This window comes from Saccharothrix sp. DSM 118769, from assembly GCF_052936295.1.
This window is the reverse complement of the sequence record NZ_CP193627.1, coordinates 6,955,497-6,974,906: the sequence shown is the minus strand read 5'-3', so window position 1 is coordinate 6,974,906 and position 19,410 is coordinate 6,955,497. Positions and strand designations below refer to the sequence as shown.

General features: G+C 75.1%; 20 protein-coding genes and 1 pseudogene. 13 read left to right on the top strand and 8 right to left on the bottom strand.

The window, feature by feature from the left end; genetic code table 11:
- Window positions 1-54: 54 nt before the first annotated feature.
- Both ACRAKJ_RS28870 and ACRAKJ_RS28865 read right to left on the bottom strand, forming a co-directional pair.
- Entirely contained in the window at window positions 55-1,122 is a 1,068-nt protein-coding gene (locus ACRAKJ_RS28870; RefSeq protein WP_438926887.1) for an LCP family glycopolymer transferase, read from the bottom strand.
- Window positions 1,119-1,622: a SigE family RNA polymerase sigma factor gene (locus ACRAKJ_RS28865; protein ID WP_438926888.1), complete on the bottom strand. Its 504-nt coding sequence runs from the start codon at window positions 1,620-1,622 to the stop codon at window positions 1,119-1,121. Before ACRAKJ_RS28865 ends, ACRAKJ_RS28870 begins: the two co-directional genes overlap by 4 nt.
- Before the next feature lie 157 nt (window positions 1,623-1,779).
- Here ACRAKJ_RS28865 and ACRAKJ_RS28860 point away from each other — a divergent pair, with 157 nt between their 5' ends.
- The 7 genes from ACRAKJ_RS28860 (at window position 1,780) to ACRAKJ_RS28830 (ending at window position 8,428) form a co-directional block, all read left to right on the top strand.
- Window positions 1,780-2,487, top strand: a complete 708-nt coding sequence (locus ACRAKJ_RS28860) for a Clp protease N-terminal domain-containing protein (protein WP_447008740.1) — start codon at window positions 1,780-1,782, stop codon at window positions 2,485-2,487.
- Window positions 2,488-2,663: 176 nt separating this feature from the next.
- Window positions 2,664-3,632, top strand: a complete 969-nt coding sequence (locus tag ACRAKJ_RS28855) for a sigma-70 family RNA polymerase sigma factor (protein ID WP_438926579.1) — start codon at window positions 2,664-2,666, stop codon at window positions 3,630-3,632.
- A 105-nt stretch (window positions 3,633-3,737) separates the two neighbouring features.
- Window positions 3,738-4,331: a sigma-70 family RNA polymerase sigma factor gene (locus ACRAKJ_RS28850; RefSeq protein WP_438926588.1), complete on the top strand. Its 594-nt coding sequence runs from the start codon at window positions 3,738-3,740 to the stop codon at window positions 4,329-4,331.
- 13 nt (window positions 4,332-4,344) lie between these two features.
- Window positions 4,345-5,490, top strand: a complete 1,146-nt coding sequence (locus ACRAKJ_RS28845; protein WP_438926580.1) for a hypothetical protein — start codon at window positions 4,345-4,347, stop codon at window positions 5,488-5,490.
- Between the two features lie 120 nt (window positions 5,491-5,610).
- Window positions 5,611-6,708 carry a calcium:proton antiporter gene (locus ACRAKJ_RS28840; protein ID WP_438926581.1) on the top strand — a complete coding sequence of 366 codons (1,098 nt, stop codon included), beginning with the start codon at window positions 5,611-5,613 and terminating at the stop codon, window positions 6,706-6,708.
- A 63-nt stretch (window positions 6,709-6,771) separates the two neighbouring features.
- A complete protein-coding gene (locus ACRAKJ_RS28835; RefSeq protein ID WP_438926582.1) occupies window positions 6,772-7,989 on the top strand; it encodes a DUF4032 domain-containing protein in 1,218 nt (405 codons plus the stop codon).
- 49 nt (window positions 7,990-8,038) lie between these two features.
- The gene (locus ACRAKJ_RS28830) at window positions 8,039-8,428 is read left to right on the top strand and encodes an STAS domain-containing protein (protein ID WP_438926583.1); all 390 of its coding nucleotides are present in this window, start codon (window positions 8,039-8,041) and stop codon (window positions 8,426-8,428) included.
- Here the strand turns inward: ACRAKJ_RS28830 and ACRAKJ_RS28825 are convergent.
- Window positions 8,370-9,614 carry an MFS transporter gene (locus tag ACRAKJ_RS28825; RefSeq protein ID WP_438926584.1) on the bottom strand — a complete coding sequence of 415 codons (1,245 nt, stop codon included), beginning with the start codon at window positions 9,612-9,614 and terminating at the stop codon, window positions 8,370-8,372. The genes ACRAKJ_RS28830 and ACRAKJ_RS28825 overlap by 59 nt on opposite strands.
- Window positions 9,615-9,685: 71 nt before the next feature.
- On the opposite strand from ACRAKJ_RS28825, the gene ACRAKJ_RS28820 reads away from it, so the two are divergent.
- A complete protein-coding gene (locus tag ACRAKJ_RS28820; protein WP_438926585.1) occupies window positions 9,686-10,393 on the top strand; it encodes an ArsR family transcriptional regulator in 708 nt (235 codons plus the stop codon).
- Between the two features lie 74 nt (window positions 10,394-10,467).
- On the opposite strand, the gene ACRAKJ_RS28815 is transcribed toward ACRAKJ_RS28820, so the two are convergent.
- A complete protein-coding gene (locus ACRAKJ_RS28815) occupies window positions 10,468-10,833 on the bottom strand; it encodes a hypothetical protein (protein ID WP_438926586.1) in 366 nt (121 codons plus the stop codon).
- Window positions 10,834-11,112: 279 nt separating this feature from the next.
- Here ACRAKJ_RS28815 and ACRAKJ_RS28810 point away from each other — a divergent pair, with 279 nt between their 5' ends.
- Both ACRAKJ_RS28810 and ACRAKJ_RS28805 read left to right on the top strand, forming a co-directional pair.
- The gene (locus ACRAKJ_RS28810; protein ID WP_438926587.1) at window positions 11,113-12,426 is read left to right on the top strand and encodes a cytochrome P450; all 1,314 of its coding nucleotides are present in this window, start codon (window positions 11,113-11,115) and stop codon (window positions 12,424-12,426) included.
- 252 nt (window positions 12,427-12,678) lie between these two features.
- Window positions 12,679-12,909, top strand: a complete 231-nt coding sequence (locus tag ACRAKJ_RS28805) for a hypothetical protein (protein ID WP_438926748.1) — start codon at window positions 12,679-12,681, stop codon at window positions 12,907-12,909.
- A 24-nt stretch (window positions 12,910-12,933) separates the two neighbouring features.
- On the opposite strand, the gene ACRAKJ_RS28800 is transcribed toward ACRAKJ_RS28805, so the two are convergent.
- Window positions 12,934-14,091: an alpha/beta fold hydrolase gene (locus ACRAKJ_RS28800; protein ID WP_438926749.1), complete on the bottom strand. Its 1,158-nt coding sequence runs from the start codon at window positions 14,089-14,091 to the stop codon at window positions 12,934-12,936.
- Window positions 14,092-14,185: 94 nt separating this feature from the next.
- Here ACRAKJ_RS28800 and ACRAKJ_RS28795 point away from each other — a divergent pair, with 94 nt between their 5' ends.
- The 3 genes from ACRAKJ_RS28795 to ACRAKJ_RS28785 all read left to right on the top strand — a co-directional run bounded on the left by ACRAKJ_RS28795 (window position 14,186) and on the right by ACRAKJ_RS28785 (window position 16,480).
- Window positions 14,186-14,851 carry a TetR family transcriptional regulator gene (locus tag ACRAKJ_RS28795; RefSeq protein ID WP_438926750.1) on the top strand — a complete coding sequence of 222 codons (666 nt, stop codon included), beginning with the start codon at window positions 14,186-14,188 and terminating at the stop codon, window positions 14,849-14,851.
- Window positions 14,835-15,230 (top strand): TIGR03618 family F420-dependent PPOX class oxidoreductase, encoded by a 396-nt coding sequence (locus ACRAKJ_RS28790; RefSeq protein ID WP_438926751.1) that lies wholly within the window; start codon window positions 14,835-14,837, stop codon window positions 15,228-15,230. Before ACRAKJ_RS28795 ends, ACRAKJ_RS28790 begins: the two co-directional genes overlap by 17 nt.
- Before the next feature lie 92 nt (window positions 15,231-15,322).
- Window positions 15,323-16,480, top strand: coding sequence for a hypothetical protein (locus ACRAKJ_RS28785; RefSeq protein ID WP_438926752.1), 1,158 nt, complete (start codon window positions 15,323-15,325; stop codon window positions 16,478-16,480).
- A 123-nt stretch (window positions 16,481-16,603) separates the two neighbouring features.
- On the opposite strand, the gene ACRAKJ_RS28780 is transcribed toward ACRAKJ_RS28785, so the two are convergent.
- From ACRAKJ_RS28780 to selD, 3 genes and pseudogenes are all read right to left on the bottom strand, one after another.
- On the bottom strand, window positions 16,604-16,870 hold the full coding sequence (locus ACRAKJ_RS28780; protein WP_438926753.1) for a GlsB/YeaQ/YmgE family stress response membrane protein: 267 nt from the start codon (window positions 16,868-16,870) through the stop codon (window positions 16,604-16,606).
- A 153-nt stretch (window positions 16,871-17,023) separates the two neighbouring features.
- Window positions 17,024-18,184 (bottom strand): annotated as a pseudogene (locus ACRAKJ_RS28775) (transcription termination factor Rho, short form); the annotation flags it as partial.
- 194 nt (window positions 18,185-18,378) lie between these two features.
- The gene (gene selD, locus ACRAKJ_RS28770; protein WP_438926754.1) at window positions 18,379-19,368 is read right to left on the bottom strand and encodes a selenide, water dikinase SelD; all 990 of its coding nucleotides are present in this window, start codon (window positions 19,366-19,368) and stop codon (window positions 18,379-18,381) included.
- Window positions 19,369-19,410: the final 42 nt, after the last annotated feature.

Sequence of the window (19,410 nt, the reverse complement as noted above, 5' to 3'; positions counted from 1 at the left end):
ATCCACGGGGGAGCGAACCGTTTCCGGGTCGCTCCCCCGTCCACAGAGGACCGCCTACGGGACGCAGGCGGGCACCGTCTCCTCGGACCCCGGCGCCCAGGACGGCGCCCCGGGGTCCGTGGGTCCGGTCGGCGGCGCCGGGTCGCGCAGCGCCCTCTCCAGGAGTTGGTGCACCCGGGCCGGGTCGGCGTCCACGCCGGGTGCGACCGGGTCGACCAGCAAGCTCGTGAAGCGCCGCTTCCCGTCGCCGGCGAGCAGCCGCACGGCGGCCACCACGTCCCAGCCCTCGTCCGTGCGCACGGCGTCGTGCGCCAGGGCCACCACCCGGGCCAGCGCCGCCGGGTCGCCGACGACCTCCGGGCTGCCGACCCGGTCCAGCAGGCCGCGCAGGAAAGCCTGGTGGCGCGTCACGCGCTGCAGGTCGCCGGACAGCGTCCCCGTCCGCTGGCGCAGGTACAGGAGGGCCTGCTCGCCCGCCAGCACGTGGCGGCCGGCGGGGAGCGCGAAGCCGGTCACGGTGTCGTGGGCGTCGGCGGCGAGGCAGACCTCCACCCCGCCGACCGCGGTGCTCAGCTCGGCGAACCGCCCCGTGCCGACCGCCGCCCAGTGGTCCACCGCGACACCGGTGAGCGCCTCGACGGCGTCGACCGTGGCCTCCGCGCCCGCGAGGTCGGGGTCGCGCCCCTCGGCCAGTGCCCGCTCGTGGGCCGTGCCGTAGAAGGTGTTGAGCTTGGCCGGCTGCGCGCCGGGGACCTCCACCCGGGTGTCGCGCGGCAGCGACACGGCGCTGGTCGAGCCGTCGGGGGAGAGCCGCAGCAGCACCAGGGCGTCCGGTCGCGCCGCGCCGGGCGCCCCGTCGTCCAGGCCCAGCAGCAGGACGGTCTGCCCGGTGGTCGGGGTGACCCGCGCCTGGTCGTCGGGCGCGGCCGTGCGGTCCACGGCGAACGGGATCGCCACCGCGGCCACGGCGGCGGCCGCGGTGAGCACCCCGACCGCGACCAGCGCGAGCGGGCGGCGCCGCCGTTGGGCGCGGTGCAGGTGCGCCAGCACCTCGCGGTGGTCCACCCGCTGCTCCGCCTGGTCCGCGAGCGCCTCGCGGATCAGGAACTCCTGCTCGGTCATCGCAGCACCTCCGTACGTGTCGTACCGGTGACCCGCAGCGTCTTGAGCGCGCGGGAGATGTGGCTGCGCACCGTGCCCTCGGAACAGCCGAGCACCCGCGCGATCTCCGCGTCGGTGCTGTCCTCGTAGTAGCGCAGCACGATCGCCGCGCGCTGCCTGCGCGGCAGCACGGCGATCCGGGCGCGCATCGCGTCCCGCTCGGCGTGCCGGTCGGCCGGGTCGGCCACCGCGGGCCCCAGGTCGTCGAGACCGGCGTGCGTCGCGGACACCTCGCGGGCCGCGCGGCGGCGGCGCCACGACAGGTAGTCGTTGGTCACCATCCGCTTCACGTACGGGTAGGGGGCGTCGACCGCCCCGATCCGGTCCCACTTCTGCCGAACGCGCAGCAGCACGTCCTGCACGATGTCCTGCGCCAGGTGCCTGTCGCAGGTCAGCGCCGTGGCGTAGCGCAAGAGCCGATCGAGGCGATCGGTGACGAACTCGTCGAAGCCGTCCCGCACGTCGCCCCCCTTCTGCCGCTGTGTCGGTTGCGGACCGGAAACCCCCTGGAGGACGCGCCACGTTGAACGCGAGCCTTATGACGCCGGTCACACCTTGCCTGTAACCCTTCATGGGGGTACACATGGGGTTATCCAATACTCCCGAGGGGGAGGCGCAGTGCCGAAGATCAACGTGTACCTGCCGGACGAGCTGGCCGAGCAGGTCAAGGACGCGGGCGTGCCGGTGTCGGCGGTCTGCCAGCGCGCGCTGGAGCAGGCCGTGCGGCGGATCGCCGCCATCCGGGCCGTCCGGCTCGACGACCCGGACTCGCTGGAGCGGGCGGCCCGCGCGACGCGCGTCACCGACCGGGTGCGGGCCGTGTTCCGGCTGGCCGTCGACCGCGCCCGCGCGGCGGGCTCGGCGCAGGTGGGCACCGAGCACCTGCTGGGCGGCGTCCTCGACGAGGGCGGCAACCTGGCGCTGCGCGTGCTGGAGGTGCTGGAGGTCGAGCCGGGTCGGGTGGCGGCGTCGCTGCCCACGACCACCGGCGAGGGCGAGCCCACCTCGTTCGGCCCCGACGCGGCGGCGGCGCTGGAGCTGAGCGTCGTCGAGGCGGTCACGCTCGGTCACAACTACGTCGGGTGCGAGCACCTGCTGCTGGGCCTGGTGGCCGAACCGGGCGGCGCGGGCGGCGCGGCGCTGCGCGGCCTGGGCGTGGACCCGCGCGCCGCGCGCGGCGCCGTGGCCGCCGCCCTGGTCGGCTACGCCCACCTGCGCGCCGCCACGGCCACCGCGGGCCAGGACCCGGCCGCCCTCGTCGCGGCCGTGGTCCAGCGCGAGCTGCGTCCGCTGGTCGAGCGCCTGGAACGGCTCGAACGGGCCTGACCCGGTGGGGGCGGTCACCACACGTGATCGCCCCCACCCCCGGGGCGGAATACGGACCGGTTGGGTTTCGTTGGACAGGGTGCAGCCCCGATCCGGGGCACAGGGCGAACCTCCTCGACAGTCGCAGGTCGCCCGTCCACGCCCTCGTCGCGCGACCCCAGGTGAAGGAGACCGCTGTGCCGTCGACCACCCAGACCGCCCCGTCCCGCCGTCAGTGGACCCAGGACGAGGACCTGGTGGGCCACTACCTGCGCGAGGTCGGCTCGACCGCCCTGCTCACCGCGGAGGAGGAGGTCCGGCTGGCCCGGCGCATCGAGGCGGGCGTGTACGCCGCCGAGCTGCTGCGCGCCGCCGACGCGGGCGAGACCGCCCCGTTCGACGCCGAGCGCCGCCGCGTGCTGCGCACCGTCGTGCACGAGGGCGGGCGCGCCAAGGACCACATGGTGCGGGCCAACCTGCGCCTGGTCGTCGCGGTCGCCAAGAAGCACTCCCGGCGCGGCCTGCCCTTCCTCGACGTCGTGCAGGAGGGCAACATCGGCCTGATCCGCGCGGTCGAGAAGTTCGACTACACCAAGGGCTTCAAATTCTCCACCTACGCCGTGTGGTGGATCAGGCAGGCCATCGAGCGCGGCTTGGCCGAGCAGACCCGCACGGTGCGGCTGCCCGTCCACGTGGTCGAGGAGCTGAACAAGGCGGCCAAGGTCGAACGGCGGCTGCGCGGCGAGCTGGACCGCGACCCGACCGTCGAGGAGGTCGCCGAGGCCACCGGCATGGCCGTGGCGCGCCTGGTGGACCTGCGCCGCGCGAGCCGCGACGCGATCAGCCTGGAGACCCCGGTGGGCCAGGACGGCACCACGTCCGTGGCCGACCTCATCGAGGACACCGACGGCGTGCAGGCGCACGACGTCGTCGAGCAGGCCGAGCTGACCGCCGAGCTGCGCACCCTGGTGAACACCCTGCCCGAGCGGCAGGCGCGCATCATCAGCCGCCGTTACGGCCTGAACGACGGCCGCCCGTGCACCCTCCAGGAGGTCGCGCGCGAGCTGGGCCTGACCAAGGAGCGCATCCGCCAGCTGGAGAAGGAGTCGCTGCGGCTGCTGCGCGACCCCGAGCGCAGCAACGCCGTGCTCGCCCTCGCCGGCTGACCCCACCCGGACTGCAACACCCGGACTGCAACACCCGGACTGCAACACTCGGGCGGGTGCCGGCACCTCGTCCACGTGAGCACCGATGCCGATCCGGGCGCCGTCGTGACGGCGGACGGGACTGACCCGCCGCCGGGCCCCGCCGACGCCGAGCTGTGGCGGCGGGGTGACCGGGAGTCCTTCGGCGTGCTGTTCGAGCGGCACGTCGAAGCCGTGTGGAACCACTCGTACCGGTTGACCGGGTCGTGGGAGCAGGCCCAGGACGTCACGTCGGCCACGTTCCTCACCGCCTGGCGCACCCGCGCCGACGTCGAACTGGTCCGCGACAGCGCGCTGCCCCTCCTCTTCACCATGGCGGGCAACGTCGCGCGCACCGCGCACCGGGGTTCCGCCCGCCGCACGCGGCTGCTGCGGCGGGTCGCCGGGCCGGTCGCCGAGCCCGACCACGCCGACGCCGTCGTGCACCGGCTCGACGAGCGGGACCGGTTGCGGCGGGTCGTCGAGGCCGTCCGCCGCCTGCCCCGCGCCCAGCGGCGGGCGGCGGAGCTGTGCCTGCTCGGCGGCCTGCCGGTCGCCGACGCCGCCGCGCAGCTCGGGCTGGCCGAGGTCACCGTGCGCGCCAACCTGTCCCGCGCCCGCGCCCGGCTGCGCGACCTCGCCCCACCACCCGGCCCGGGCGCGACGGAGGACCAGCCGTGACGGAGGACCAGCCGTGACCATCCCCGGCCTGCCCGAGCACCGCCCGCTGCCGCCCGACCTGCGGGCCCGGTTGCGCGCCGACTTCGAGGACGGCATCGACCGCCCCCGCCGCCGGACACCGCCCGCGCTGACCGCCGCCGCGGCCGCCGCCGTGACCGCTCTGGTCGTGGGCGCGGTGGTCGTGCTGCGCGACGCGCCCGACGTCCGGTCCGCCACCACGCCGCCCGCCGACGGCCCGCGCGGCTCGCTCGGCGCGGTGGCGACCGGCGTGGCGCTGGACCGCTGCTGGTCCGCGCTCCGCGCGCGGGGGCTCGCCGACGACTACCCCGACCGCTCCCGCTGGACCCCGGTGCTGGGCGAGGACCGCCCCGAGGTCGACGTGGTGGCGGTCCGCGCGGCGGGGGAGCCCCTGTTCTGCCAGACCACGTCCACCACGACCACCGTGTCGGACCTGAACGGCCTGCTGGTCACCCGGGAGGGCGTCGTCGCGGGCACCACCGACGCGGCGGCCCCGGTGGTCTCCGGCACCGGCAGGCACGGTTCCTACGACGTCGGGACCGAGGTCGCCGACCACCTCTACGTCGCGATGACCCACACCAACCCGGCCGGGACGTCCATCACCGTCGACCGCGAGCCGCTGCCCGCCGCCGGCACCCCGGCGGTGGTGCTCCGCGACCGGCCCGACGGGCCCGACCCCGACCGGGCGTCCGAGGCGGGGCGCCTGCTGGGCGACTGCCTGGCCGACTCGTCCACCCCCGTCGTCGACCCGGACTCCTACCGGCCAGGCGCGCACGTCGACGGCCTCGTCGTCGGCCGCAGCGCCACCCGCCTGGTCGTCTGCCGCCCCGAGACGTCGGACACGGCGTCGCGGCGGGTGTCGGTCCTGGAGCCCGTCGGCCTCCCCGTCCGCTTCCGGTACGACGGCCGCATCACCGTGGCGCGGCACGTCCTGGCGGGCCAGGTGCCCGCCGACGCCGCCGCGATGACCGCGGCGGTCGACGGCGGCGAACCGGTGGGGGCGGTGGTGGCGGACGGCACGTTCGTGCTCGAAGTGCCGCCCGGCACCACCCTCGTGCCCGAGGTCACCGAACTGCGCATCAGGGTCCTCGACGGGAACGGCGAGGTGATCTTCGAGGGCGAGGTCCCCTACTCGCCGTGACCGGGCGGCCACCGCACCTCTGGCCTAGGGTTGACGGCGACCTGACCGGCGGAGACGACGGAGGCGCGGCTTGAGGGTGACGGTGTGCGGACGGGACGGCACGACCTCGGGAGGGGGGTCGTGAGCGAGCGGGCCGCGGGGGACGCCACCCTGCCGAAGTGGAGCGTCGCGCTGCCCGTCCTCGGGCTCGTCGCGCTGGTCGTGTCCTGGGGGCGGGACCTCGACGCCGTCCTGCTCGTCCTCGTGTGCGCGGGGCTGGGCGGCGGCGTGGTCGCCGCGGTGCACCACGCCGAGGTGGTCGCGCACCGCGTCGGCGAACCGTTCGGCACGCTCATCCTCGCCGTCGCGGTCACCGTGATCGAGGTCGCGCTGATCGTCACGCTCATGTCCTCCGGCGGCGACAAGGCGGCCACGCTGGCCCGCGACACGGTGTTCGCCGCCGTCATGATCACCTGCAACGGCATCGTCGGCCTGGCGCTGCTGGCGGGCTCGCTGCGGCACCGCGTGCAGCGCTTCCGCTCCTACGCCTCCGGCGGCGCGCTCGCCGTGACGCTCGCCCTGGTCACGCTCAGCCTCGTGCTGCCGGGGTTCACCACCAGCTCCGCCGGGCCCACGTTCTCCGGGGCGCAGCTCGCGTTCGCGGGCGTGATGTCGCTGGTGCTGTACGGGGTGTTCGTGTTCGTGCAGACCGTGCGGCACCGCGACTACTTCCTGCCCCGGGAGGAGACCGCCACCCGCGACGACCACGCCGCCGCCCCGTCCGGGCGGACCGCGCTGACCTCGCTCGGCCTGCTGCTGGTGTGCCTGGTCGCCGTGGTGGGGCTGGCGAAGGCCGCGTCACCGGCGCTGGAGTCCGCCGTGGAGGCCATCGGCGCGCCGCTGTCCCTGGTCGGCGTGCTGATCGCGCTGCTCGTGCTGATGCCGGAGACGGTGGCCGCCGTGCGGGCCGCCCTGCGCGACCGGCTCCAGGTCAGCATGAACCTCGCCCTGGGCTCCGCGATGGCCAGCATCGGGCTGACCATCCCGGCCATCGCGGTCGCCTCGATCTGGATGAGCGGTCCCCTCGTGCTCGGCCTGGGCGGCAAGGAGCTGGTGCTGCTCGCCCTCACCGCCGCCGTCGGCACGCTCACCGTGGTGTCCGGGCGGGCCACCGTCCTCCAGGGAGCGGTGCACCTGGTGGTGTTCAGCGCCTTCCTGTTCCTCACGGTGACGCCCTAGGTCCACCCGCTCGGGTGACGTCGCCGGGTAGCGTCCGGGCGTCGGCGCACAGCGGGAGGCCCCATGCGATTCCTGTTCCGCCCGCCCGCCACCGAGGCGGGCGGGTTGTTGTCGCTCCCGTGGGCGCAGCCCCTGGAGGAGTGGGACGAGGAGCTGCTGCTGACCGTGCCGCAGCGGGGCATCTCGCGGCACGTCGTGCGGTTCGTGGCCAGCGAGGGGCGGGTCTACGCGCTCAAGGAGATCGCCGAGCCGCTGGCGCGCCACGAGTACGCCCTGCTGGGCGACTTCGAGCACGAGGGCCTGCCCACCGTGACGGTGCTCGGGCTGTGCGTGGACCGGCCCGACGACCAGCAGGCGATCCTGGTCACGCGCTACCTCGAGCACAGCATGTCCTACCGGTACCTGTTCTCCAGCCCGCGCGGCGAGCACTCCGCGGACCGCCTGGTCGGCACCCTGGTGGAACTGCTGGTGCGGCTGCACCTGGCGGGCATCTTCTGGGGCGACTGCTCGCTGTCGAACACCCTGTTCCGGTTGGACGCGGGCAAGCTCGCCGCCTACCTCGTGGACGCCGAGACCGTGGAGCGGCACCCGGCGCTGTCCACCGGCCAGCGCACCTACGACGTGGACCTGGCCCGCGAGCGCATCGGCGGCGAGCTGCTCGACCTCCAGGCGGGCGGCGTGCTGCACGCCGACATCGACCCCGTCGAGGTGGCCGACAGCGTGCCCGAGCGGTACGCCGCCCTGTGGGAGGAGGTGACGCGCGAGGAGTTCTTCCGCCTCGACGAGCAGCGCTACCGCGTCGCCGAGCGCCTGCGCCGCCTCAACGACCTGGGCTTCGACGTCGACGAGGTCGAGCTGACCACCTCGGAGCGGGGCGCGCGGCTGCGGGTGGACATCCGCGTCGCCGAGGTCGGCCAGCACCGCCGCGAGCTGTTCCGCCTCACCGGCCTGGAGGCCCAGGAGAACCAGGCCCTGCGGCTGCTCAACGACCTGCGCTCGTTCCGCGCCTACCTGGAGCAGCGCGACGGCCACCCCGTGCCCGACGCCACCGCCGCGCACCTGTGGCGCGCGCAGGTCTACGACCCGGTGGTGGCCGCGGTGCCGCCCGACCTGCTCGGCGTGCTGTCCCCGGCGGAGCTGTTCCACGAGGTGCTGGTGCACCGCTGGTACCTGTCCGAGCACGCCGGCCGCGACGTCGGCACGACCGCCGCCCTGCGGTCCTACCTGGCCACCGTGCCGCCCGACCAGGACGTCGGGGTGGCGGCCGAAGTGGACGACTGAGGTCCGCGACCGGCGCGCCGACGCCGCGCGGACGTGGTTGAGTGGAGCCGTGACAACCCCGGAAGCGGGCCTGCGCACGCGGGTCGAACCACTGGCCGACGACCAGGCGGTCCTCGTCGGTGTCGGCGGCGACGTCGACCAGAGCACGGTCGAAGCGCTGGACCAGGCGCTCGACGACGGCGTGACCAAGGCCAAGGGCGACGGCGCCCTGCTGGTCGTGGTGGACCTCCAGGAGGTCGGTTTCGTCGCCTCGGCCGGCCTGTCCTCGCTGATCAAGGCGCACAACCGCACCCGTGACGAAGGTCTCGAACTGGTCGTCGTGCTGCCCGAGGAGCACCGCCTGGCGCGCCTGCTCTGGCTGACCGCCCTGAGCCGCGTGCTCACCGTGGTCGGCTCGGTCGAGGAAGCGCTGGCGAAGGCCCCGCGCAACCCCGCGTAGCGGCGGCGCGGCGGGCCAGCGGCGGGACGGCGGCGCCCGCGGTGAGGAACACCGCGGCGGCCAGGAGCCAGCCGCCGGCGCCCAGCGCGCCGAGGCCCAGGGTGAAGAACGCCGGGCCGACCACCTGCGCCGTGGCCGTCGCCGCCTCGGTGACGCCCTGGTAGGCGCCCCGCGCCTCCTCGCGCATCAGGGACAGCGACAGCCGCCAGCCCGCCGTGACGCAGCCCAGCTCGCCGGCCAGGTGCAGCAGGCCCGCGACCACCACGACCACGACGCCCGCCGTCCTCGGGACGAGGTCGGTCGTCGCCAGCAGCACGCAGGCGGCGGCCAGGAGCGCACCCGACGCGGCGGCGGTGCGCGCCGCCCGGGACGTGGTGGTCGCCAGGCGGGTCGCGGGCACCTGGAGCGCGGCGATGCCGACGGAGCTGACCACGACCACGACGCCGCTCAGCCACAGCGGCAGCGAGCGGGACGTCCACAGCGGCAGGCCGGTGGACAGCATCGCCCAGCACAGCGACAGCACCGCGGTCGCGGCGGCCACCGCCAGGTACGGGCCGTCGCGCAGCGGTGAGCGCGTCCGGGCGCCGTCCCCGGGCGGCGCGGGCCGCGCGGGTTCCGGGGCGGACAGGGCCACGGCCGTGAGCACGGCGAAGGTCAGCGCGTTCGCCACGATCGCCGCGCGGTAGGCGGCCGGGTCGTCGGCGGTCAGCACGAGCGCGCCCGCACCCGCGCCCGCGGCGTACCCGACGTGCTGCGCGACCCGCTGCCGGGCCAGTGCGGCGACCCGCCGCGCCTCGTCGGGCACCAGGCCGGCCACGAGCGCGGTGCGGGCCGCGTTGCCGCCGTTCACCGGGGCCACGAACACGACGGTGACCAGCACGAACGCCCAGGTGTCCGCGGCGAACGGGTAGCCGGCCGCGGCGAGGCCGCGCACGGTGGTGGTGGCCGCCAGCACGTGCCGCGCGTCGAACCGGTCGGCCAGCGCGCCCAGCGGCACCGCCGCGGCCAGCCCGACCGCGCCCGCCGCGGCCATCGCCACGCCCACCAGCACGGGGGACAGGCCCTGGACGCGCGTGAAGTACAGCGCCCACGTGGTGAACCACAGGCCGTCACCCGCGGCCGACACGCCGCGGCCCCACATCAGGCGGCGCAGCCACAGCTCGACGTCCACAAACCCACCCTTCATCGAAGCCTGAATGGTGAATGTAGGTCGTGGTCACCATTCATGTCCACCTGAAGGGTGGTAACGTGCCGGGTGTGACGGGGTGGGTGGACCCGGGGAACGGGGTGGTCGCGGCGGTCACCGGGCTGGCCGCCGAACTCGCGGACCCGGTGCGCCTCACCGCGTTGCAGCTGCTCGCCGCCGAGGGGCCGCACACGTCGAGCCAGCTCGCCGACGCGATCGGCGTCAGCGCCTCCCGCCTGGGCAACCACCTGGCCCGGCTGCGCGCCCGCGACCTGGTCTCCGTCGAGCACACCGGCCGGCACGCCGTGTACCGGGCCGCCCCCGGCCTGGGCGACGTGCTCGCCGCCCTGGCCCGCTACGCCCACGCGGTCCCGGCGCCCGGCCGCGCCCCGTCACCCGCCGACCTCGCCCACACCTGCTACGACCACGCCGCGGGCCGGCTGGGCGTGACGGTGCTCGCCACCCTCGTCGAGCGCGGCGCGCTGACCGCGCCGGACGGCCTCGGCGACGAGCTGTCGTCCGGCCCGGACCCCGCCGCGTTCGCCGAGCTGGGCGTCGACCCGGCCGCGCTCGACCCGGGCCGCCGCAAGCTCGCCACCGCGTGCCTCGACCGCACCCACCGCCTGCCCCACCTGGGCGGCGCGCTGGGGGCGGCCGTGCTGGACGCCCTGGTCGCCCGCGGCCTCGTCGCGCGCACCGACGGCAGCCGCGTCCTCGTCGTCCCGGACCACGACCGGCTCGCCGCCCTGCTGCCCGGCTTCCGGACGCCGTCCCCCTGAACCGCGAGGTGGTCCGCCGCGTCCCGCGGGCGCGGCGGACCACCCGGCAAGGTCACTGCGTCATCGCGCGGAGGTCATCCCGCGCTGCTGTGGGTGCTCTCGTGGTAGGCGCCTTCCTCGCCCGCGTAGGACACCTCGTTCCAGAAGTGCGCGTCGCCGCCCCACCCGGGCCCGTCGTCGTGCCAGCCGCCGGCCACCGCGCCCGTCTCGCTGCTGTACGCGCCGTTCTCGTCGGCCCACGCCTCGGCCTCGTAGTAGTACGCGCCCTCGCCGTCGGTGCCCGACCAGACGCCGTGGAACCCGGCGCCCTCGGCTGTCGCCACCGACACGTGGTGCTCGTACGACGCTTCGTCGGCGTGCGCCGACGCGAGCCCGGCGGCGCCCAGCAGGAACGGCACGGACAGGGTGAACGCGGCGATGAGCCGGATCGTGTTGCGCATGGAGAACCTCCTCGTTGTCGCATGTCGCCATGCGGTCCGATCGTCACCCCGCCGGGCCGCGTCCACCGGCCGGATGGACCATCGAGTGACGCTGTCACCCACCCCGAGCAGTGCTTTGAGCTGCGGTTATCGCGGTGCGTAAGAGAAAGTGCACGCTGACGGGTGACCGTGTCGCATTTGACGGAACGCGGGGGTTCCCGGTACTGGGCGGGCCCCCGGCGTCGGGCTAGGGTTTCGGGTACTAGCCAGTGCCAGAAGTGGGGGTGCGGGGTGGCGGTCGTGAAGCTCCCGTCAGGGGCCGAGCTGGTCAAACCGGTCGTGCGGTGGGGACTGGGGCACGGCGTGCCGCGCGCCGCCCTGCGTGCCGCCGCCCGGCGCGGTGACCCCCAGGCCCGCCTGTTCGTGGAGTCGGGCACGTCGTCCGCGGCGGAGCTGAGCGGGCTGTTCGACGACATCCGCGCGCGGGGACCCCTCGTCCGGGGCCGCTTCTCCCACCTCACCGCGAGCCACGCCGCGGTCAAGGAGGTGCTGACCGGCGGTGACTTCCGCAGCGGCGTCGGCCCCTCGGGCGACGGGGCGTGGGCGCGGCTGTCCCACTGGTCCGCCTCCACCGTGCTGCACCCGATGGCGCCGCCCTCGCTGCTGGTGAGCGAACCGCCCGCGCACACCCGCTACCGCAAGCTGGTGACCCGGGTGTTCACCGTGCGGGCGGTGGAGCGGCTGCGCGCGTTCACCGAGCGCACCGCCCACGGGCTGCTCGACGCGATCGACCCCGCCGGGCCCGTGGACCTGGTCGACGCGTACTGCGCCCTGCTGCCCGTCACGGTGATCGCGGAGGTCCTCGGCGTGCCGCCGGGGGAGCGGCGGCGGGTGCTGGAGCTGGGCGCCGCCGCGGCCCCGAGCCTCGACATGGGGTTGCCGTGGCGGCGGTTCCGCGCCGTCGAGGCGGCGCTCGCCGAGTTCGACGCCTGGCTCGCCGACCACCTGCGCCGGCTGCGGACCGACCCCGGCGACGACCTGCTGAGCGAACTCGTCGCCGCCCGCGAGGACGGCGTCGGCCTGGACGACCTCGAACTGCGCGCCACCGCCGGGCTGGTGCTCGCGGCCGGGTTCGAGACCGCGGTGAACCTGCTCGGCAACGGCATCGCCCTGCTGCACGACCACCCCGACCAGCGCGAGGTGCTCGCGCAGGACCCCTCGGCGTGGCCGAACGCGGTGGACGAGGTGCTCCGCGTCGACCCGCCCGTGCTGCTGACCGGCCGGACGAGCGTGCGCGCCACCGCCGTGGCGGGCGTCGAGGTGCCGGCGGGCGCGCTGGTCACCACGATCCTCGCCGCGGCCAACCGCGACCCGCGGGTGTTCGAGGACCCCGGCCGGTTCGACGTGCGCCGGGCCAACGCCCGCGAGCACGTCTCGTTCTCGGCGGGGCGGCACTACTGCCTGGGCGCGGCGCTGGCCCGGATGGAGGGCGAGGTGGGCCTGCGGGTGCTGGCCGAACGCTTCCCCCGGCTCCGCCTGCTGCCGGGCGCGTCGCGCCGCGACACCCGCATCCTGCGCGGCTACGAACACCTGCCCGCGCGCCTCGCCGGCTGACACCCGCACCCGCCGGGCCGCACCCGCCGGGCCGCACCCGCCGGGCCGCACCCGCCGGGCCGCACCCGCCGGGCCGCACCCGCCGGGCCGCACCCGCCGGGCCGCACCCGCCGGGTCGCGCCCGCGCCGCCGGCCGCGCCCGCGTCCTTACCCGCCGGACGGCGTCCCCGCCTGCCGGGCGGTGCGCGTTGTCGTCGGGTGCCGGACGCGTGGCGTGGCTAGGCTGGTGGCGCCGGGTCGGGAGGAGAGGGCATGACGGACGAGGAGCTGGTCGTCGAGTTCGCCCTGACCCGCCTGGACAACCCCGGTCTCGACCTGGAGGAGATCGCCTCGCTCGTCGTCCGCCGGGTGGGCGAGGACCGGATGCTGGAGTTCGCCTCCCGCAACCTCGCCACGCGCGGCGAGTTGCGCGGGGCCGTGTTCCCGTCCGCCGTGGAGCACGTGCTGCGGGTCGTGCTGACCCTGCGCGGACCCGTCGACTAGCAGGGCCTGGCGACGTGCCGGCCCTCAGCGGTCCGGGCGCACCGAACGGAACGTCGTCCGGACCTCCTCGACCAGGGCGGCGGGTTGTTCGAGGGCGGCGAAGTGCCCGCCGCGGTCGAGTCGCCGGTAGTGCAGGACGTCGGTGTAGCGCCGCTCGACCCACCGGCGCGACGCCTGGACGGCCTCGCCGGGGAACACGCTGAACCCGGCCGGCGTGGGGTTGGGCCCGGGGGACGGCCGCGGTTCGCGCCGCGCCTCCCAGTACAGCCGCGCCGCCGAGGCACCGGCGTTGGGCAGCCAGTACATCATCACCTCGTCCAGGATCTCGTCGCGGTCGACGACCAGTTCGGGGTCGCCGTCGTGGTCCGCGACGTCCTGGAAGAGCGTGTAGATCCACGCGGCCAGGCCGACGGGGGAGTCGGCCAGGGAGTAGCCGATCGTCTGCGGTCGCGTGGACTGCTCCCGCGCGTAACCGTCCTGCACGGCCTCGTAGTGCCGCGCCCGCTCGATCATGCGCTGCTCGTCCGGCGTCGCCTCGGCCACCTCGCGCTCGGTGGGGAACACCATCGGCAGGTTGACGTGCATGCCGAGGAACCCGGCGGGCGCCTCGCGGCTGATCGCCTCCACGACCGCCGATCCCCAGTCGCCGCCCTGCGCCACCCACTCGTCGTAGCCCAGCCGGCGCATCAGCCCGACCCACGCGTCGGCGATCCGCGACGGCCCCCAGCCGGTGGTCGTCGGTTTGTCGGAGAAGCCGAACCCCGGCATGGACGGGACGACGACGTGGAACGCGTCCTCGGCCCGCCCGCCGTGCGCGACCGGGTCGGTCAACGGGCCCACCAGGCGCCGGAACTCCAGCACGGAACCGGGCCAGCCGTGGCAGAGCAGGAGGGGGAGGGCCGACGGCTCGGGCGAGCGGGCGTGCAGGAAGTGGACGCCCACCCCGTCCAGGACGGTGCGGAACGAGCCGATGTCGTTGATCTCCCGCTCGCAGCGCCGCCAGTCGTAGCCGGTGGCCCAGTGCTCGCACAGCGCGCGCACCCGGTCCAGCCCGGGACCCTGGTCGGCGGCGGTCTCCCGGTCGGGCCAGCGGGTGTCGGCGAGCCGGCGGGCGAGTCGGTCGAGCTCCGCGTCGTCGACCGCGATGCGGAACGGTTCGACGGTCGTGGTCGATCGGGACACGGGGCCTCCAGGGGATGTCGGGACCGCAGCGTAGCAAGAAAGTGGAATCTGGATTCAACTTGAGAACCGTTCTTCCACTTGCTAGGTTCGCCACGTGGAAGAACGTCCGCTGCGCCGCGACGCGGAGCGCAACCGGCAGCTCCTGCTGCGCACGGCCCTCGCCCTGATGGCCCGGGAGGGCCTGGGCGTGCCGTACGAGAAGATCGCCCGCGAGGCCGGCACCGGCACGGGCACCGTGTACCGCCGGTTCCCCGAGCGGTCGGCCCTGGTGGACGCCCTGTTCGCCGAGCACGTCGACGCCGTGGTCGACCTCGCCCGGCGGGCGAGCCTGGTCGAGGACCCGTGGGAGGGGCTCACCTGGTTCATGACGCGGCAGTTCGAGCTGGAGGCCGGCAACCGGGGCCTCGGCGAGCTGCTGCGCGGCGGGGGGCAGGCGTCGGACCTCGTGGTGCGGGGACGGGCCCGGATCACCCCGCTCGTGGCGCGGTTGGTCGACCGGGCGATCGCCGCCGGGCAGCTGTCCGCCGGGGTGGTCCCGGGCGACTTCGTCGCCGTGCACCTGATGGTCGGCGCGGTGGTCGACGCCGCCCGGGGGGTGGACCCCGACCTCTGGCGGCGCGCCCTGACCGTGGCGCTCGCCGGGCTCCGCCACGCCGAACTGCCCGGCACGCCGCCGGACGAACAGGTCATCGACCGCCTCTACGGCGTCCCACCCGCAACACCCGACGAGAAGGTCGTACCCCGTGCCGCTCCCGAATGACCTGCTGGACGTCCTGCGCGCGCCGGCCCTCTGCTTCCTGACGACCCTCATGCCGGACGGCTCGCCCCAGATCACCGAGACCTGGGTGGACACCGACGGGGAGAACGTCGTCGTCAACACGGTGACCACGCACCAGAAGGCGCGCAACGTCGAACGCGACCCGCGGGTCGCCGTGGCCATCGCGGACCCGGCCTCCCCGGCGCGCTACTGGGCGATCCGGGGCCGCGTCCTGTCGGCCACGGTCGAGGGCGCGGCGGAGCACGTCGACGAGCTGTCCCACAAGTACCTGGGGCGTCCCTACCCCTGGTTCGGCGGCCGGGACCAGCAGCGCCTCGTGCTGGTCATCGGCGTGGACAAGCTGCACGCGCCGCACGGCTGACCGGTGCGCCCCCGGGCAGGGGTGTTGATCGGGGTGCCGGGTGCCGCCATGATGACCGTTCGTTGGTTCTCAACCACACTGGGGGTAATTCAGTGGGTAAGTACCGATCACTGGTCGTCGCACTGGTCGCGGGGCTCGCGGTCGTGGTGCCGGTCGTGCCCGCGCAGGCGGCGACGACGTTGCCCGCGGCGGACTTCCGGCTCAGGGCGACCGCCTACTCCGGCCTCATCGACGACCTGGACGCCGCGCTGCCGAACGTGAGCGTGCCGACGGTCGTGGGCGACGGCAACCGCGCCGCCACCGCCTGCTCGCCCGCCGCGGCCAACCGGGTCGCCGCGTTCTGCTGGAACAGCGGCGACGACGACGTCGCCTACTGGGTCCCGCAGGGCATCACCACGACCGCCGACGCCTACGGCGAGGCCACCTACGAGGGCGCGACCGCGGTCCTGGTCAGCTGGTACGACAACGGCACGGACGGCGTGGACCGGGGAACCCGGGTCTCGTTCGTCGACTACTCCACCCCGTCCGCGCCCACCTACCGCCACGTGCTGCTGGTCGAGCCGGTCGCCACCGGCACCGGCCAGGCGTCGTTCCGGCCGGTGAACCTGCACGCCGGCGGCGTGTTCTGGTACGGCCACCACCTCTACGTCGCCGCGACCGGCACCGGCTTCCGGGTGTTCGACGTGCGGCACATCTGGCAGACCAGCACCACGAACGGCTCCGCGATCGGCCGCCAGGCCGACGGCAGCTACCAGGCGTACGGCTACAAGTACGTGCTGCCGCAGGCGTTCGCCTACAACCAGTCCACCACCGGCGGCCGGGCGGCCATCCGCTTCTCGTTCGCCTCGCTCGACCGCACCAGCACCCCGGACAGCGTGGTCGTGGGCGAGTACGCCAACCCGGGCACGGGCAGCAGGCTGTTCCGCTTCCCGATCGACCACACCGACCGGATGCTCACCGAGTCGTCCGACGGCTACGCCAGGGCCGTCGAGGCGTACGAGGTGTCGGTGCAGAGCATGCAGGGCGCGACCGCGATCAACGGCAAGTACTACCTGTCCACCAGCGACGGCAGCGGCAACGCGGGCGACCTGGCCACCTTCACGCCCGGCGGCTCGGTGACCGTGCGGCACGACGTGCTGCCGATCGGCCCGGAGGACTTCTCCTACTGGCCCGCCAAGGGGCAGCTCTGGTCGCTGACCGAGTACGCGGGCAGCCGCTCCGTCTTCGCGGTCCGCGCCTCCGCCTACTGACCCGTGCGGCGGCCGGGCACGGCCCCCTCGGCGACCGCGACGCGTCCTTCCGGCGACCGCGACGCGGAACGGCCCCGTCACCCGGGTGGGTGACGGGGCCGTTCTGGGTCTGGTTGGTCGTGGTTACCGGACGCTGGGGCGGTGGCGGCCACCGGCGACGGCCTCCGCGACGCCGATGAGCAGCACCGAGGCGATCACGGCGATGATGAAGCCCAGCACGTTCAGCTCGAAGATGTCGCCGGTGCCGAGCAGGTTGGCGATGGTCCCGCCGATGACGGAGCCGACCAGCCCCAGCAGCAGCGTCGCCACGATGCCGAGGTTCTGCTTGCCGGGCTTGATCAGGCGGGCGAGCGCACCGATGATCAACCCGGCGACGATGAACCCGATCACGTCACCCTCCTGGTGGTCGATTGCCTTCTGGGGGAGGGTTACCCGACCGGATCGCCGCTCAACCACCCCGTTGCGCGGCCGGGTGGGCCGGGGCCGCCGCGCGGAGCGGCGGCAGGCCCGTGACCAGGCGTTCCCGTCAGCGCGGGACCCGGGTCAGCGGGGCGTGGTCGCGGTGAGCCGGGTGAGGAACTCGGCGTTGTCGCGGGTCTTGCGCAGGCCGTCGAGCAGGACGTCCAGGGCGTCCTCGCGCCGGTCGAGGGCGCGGCGCAGCAGGCGGGTCGCGGCGGCCTCCGCGGGCGTCAGCAGCAGGTCGTCGCGGCGGGTGCCGGACTGGGCGACGTCGACGGCCGGGTACGCGCGGCGGTTCGCCGCCTTGCGGTCCAGCCGCAGCTCGGCGTTGCCGGTGCCCTTGTACTCCTCGAAGATCAGCGCGTCGCCGAGCGAGCCGGTGTCCACCAGCGCGGTGGCGATGACGGTCAGCGAACCGCCGCCCTCGACGTTGCGGGCCGCGCCCAGGAAGCGCTTGGGCGCCACCAGGGACGCCGAGTCGACACCGCCGGAGAGGGTGCGGCCGGACGCCGGCGCGATCAGGTTGTGCGCGCGGCCCAACCGGGTGATGGAGTCGAGCAGCACCACCACGTCCCGGCCCAGCTCCACGAGGCGCTTGGCGCGTTCGATCGCGAGTTCGGCGAGGGCGGTGTGGTCGCGGGGTGGTCGGTCGAACGTGGCGGCGGCGACCTCGGCCGGCACGGCGCGCGACAGGTCGGTCACCTCCTCCGGGCGTTCGCCGACCAGCACGAGCATCACGTGGCACTCGGGGTGGTTCTTGGCGATGCCGTGCGCGATGGCCCGCAGCGCGGACGTCTTGCCCGCCTTGGGCGGCGCGACGACCAGCGCCCGCTGCCCCTTGCCCAGGGGCATCAGGAGGTCGGCGACGCGGGTGGTCAGCTCGTGCGGGTCGGTCTCCAGCCGCAGGCGCTCGTCCGGGTGGACGGGCACCAGGTCGGTGAACGCGGGCCGCCCCGCGGAATGCCTGGGGTGCATGCCGTTGACGGTGTCGACACCGTCCAACGTGGACTTGTCGCGCTCGTGGCGGACGGGGCCGGTCACCGCGTCGCCGCGGCGCAGGCCGTGCCTGCGCACGAGGTTCCCGGGCACGGCGACGTCGTCGGGGCCGGGCAGGTAGCCGTCCGCGCGCAGCACGGCGCGTTCGCCCACCACGTCGAGGATTCCGGTGGTGAGGCGCGGGACGGTGGTGTTCGTGGTCATGGTGTGCTTCCTCGGGGTGTGGGAGAACGCGCGGCGACCGCCGGCGGACGGGACTCCCGGCTCCGGGTAAGACGTCGTGCGACGCCACGTCCGGTGTGATGCGCGGGGAGTGCTGGGACCTCGGGACGGGGGCGGGGCCACCGGCGTGCACGAGGGGTAGACGTGTTCAGGGTAGCCCACACCGCGGACGGCGTGCAACCCGCGCGGGCCGGGGTGCGGGCTACCCGCGCGGGTAGCGGTCAGCGGACGACGAGCACGTGCTCCCCGCGCGGCACGAGTTCGCCCACCACCGGCGCGCCGGGGACCTCGCCCGCGACCAGCAGGCCGCCCGAGGTCTGCGCGTCGGCCAGCAGCAGCGCCTCGTCCTCGTCCACCGCGCCCAGGTCGGCGTGCGGGCGCACCCAGTCCAGGTTGCGCCGCGTGCCGCCGCTGACGTGGCCGTCCCGCAGCGCCTCCCGCGCGCCCTCCAGGTACGGCACGGCCGCCGCGTCCACGACCGCCGTCACGCCGCTCGCCCGCGCCAGCTTGTAGAGGTGGCCGAGCAGCCCGAAACCGGTGACGTCGGTCGCGCACACCGCCCCGGCGTCCAGGGCGGCCCGGGAGGCGTCGCGGTTGAGCCGCGTCATCGCCTCGACCGCCTGCGGGAACACCTCGCCGGTCGCCTTGTGCCTGCTGTTGAGCACGCCGATGCCCAGCGGCTTGGTCAGCGACAGCGGCACGCCCGGCCGGCCGGTGTCGTTGCGCAGCAGGCGGTCCGGGTCCCCGATCCCGGTCACGGCGAGGCCGTACTTGGGCTCGTGGTCGTCCACGCTGTGCCCGCCGGCCAGGTGCGCGCCGGCCTCCGCGCACACCTCCTGACCACCGCGCAGCACCTCGGCCGCCAGCTCGAACGGCAGCACGCCGCGCGGCCACGACAGCAGGTTCAGCGCCACCACCGGCCGCCCGCCCATGGCGTAGACGTCGGACAGGGCGTTGGCCGCGGCGATGCGCCCCCAGTCGAACGGGTCGTCCACCACGGGCGTGAAGAAGTCGGTGGTGGCGATCAGCGCGAGGCCGTCGCGCACCCGCACCACGGCCGCGTCGTCGCCGTGGTCGAGGCCCACCAGCAGCTCGCCGGGCGGGTCCCGGGGCACGACGCCGGTCAGGCCGCGCACCACCTCCTCCAGCTCACCGGGAGGGATCTTGCAGGCGCAACCGCCGCCGCGGGCGTACTGGGTCAACCTGATCACCTCCCCAGCGTGCCCGGTGGCGTGGCGCCGCGCACCCGCCGG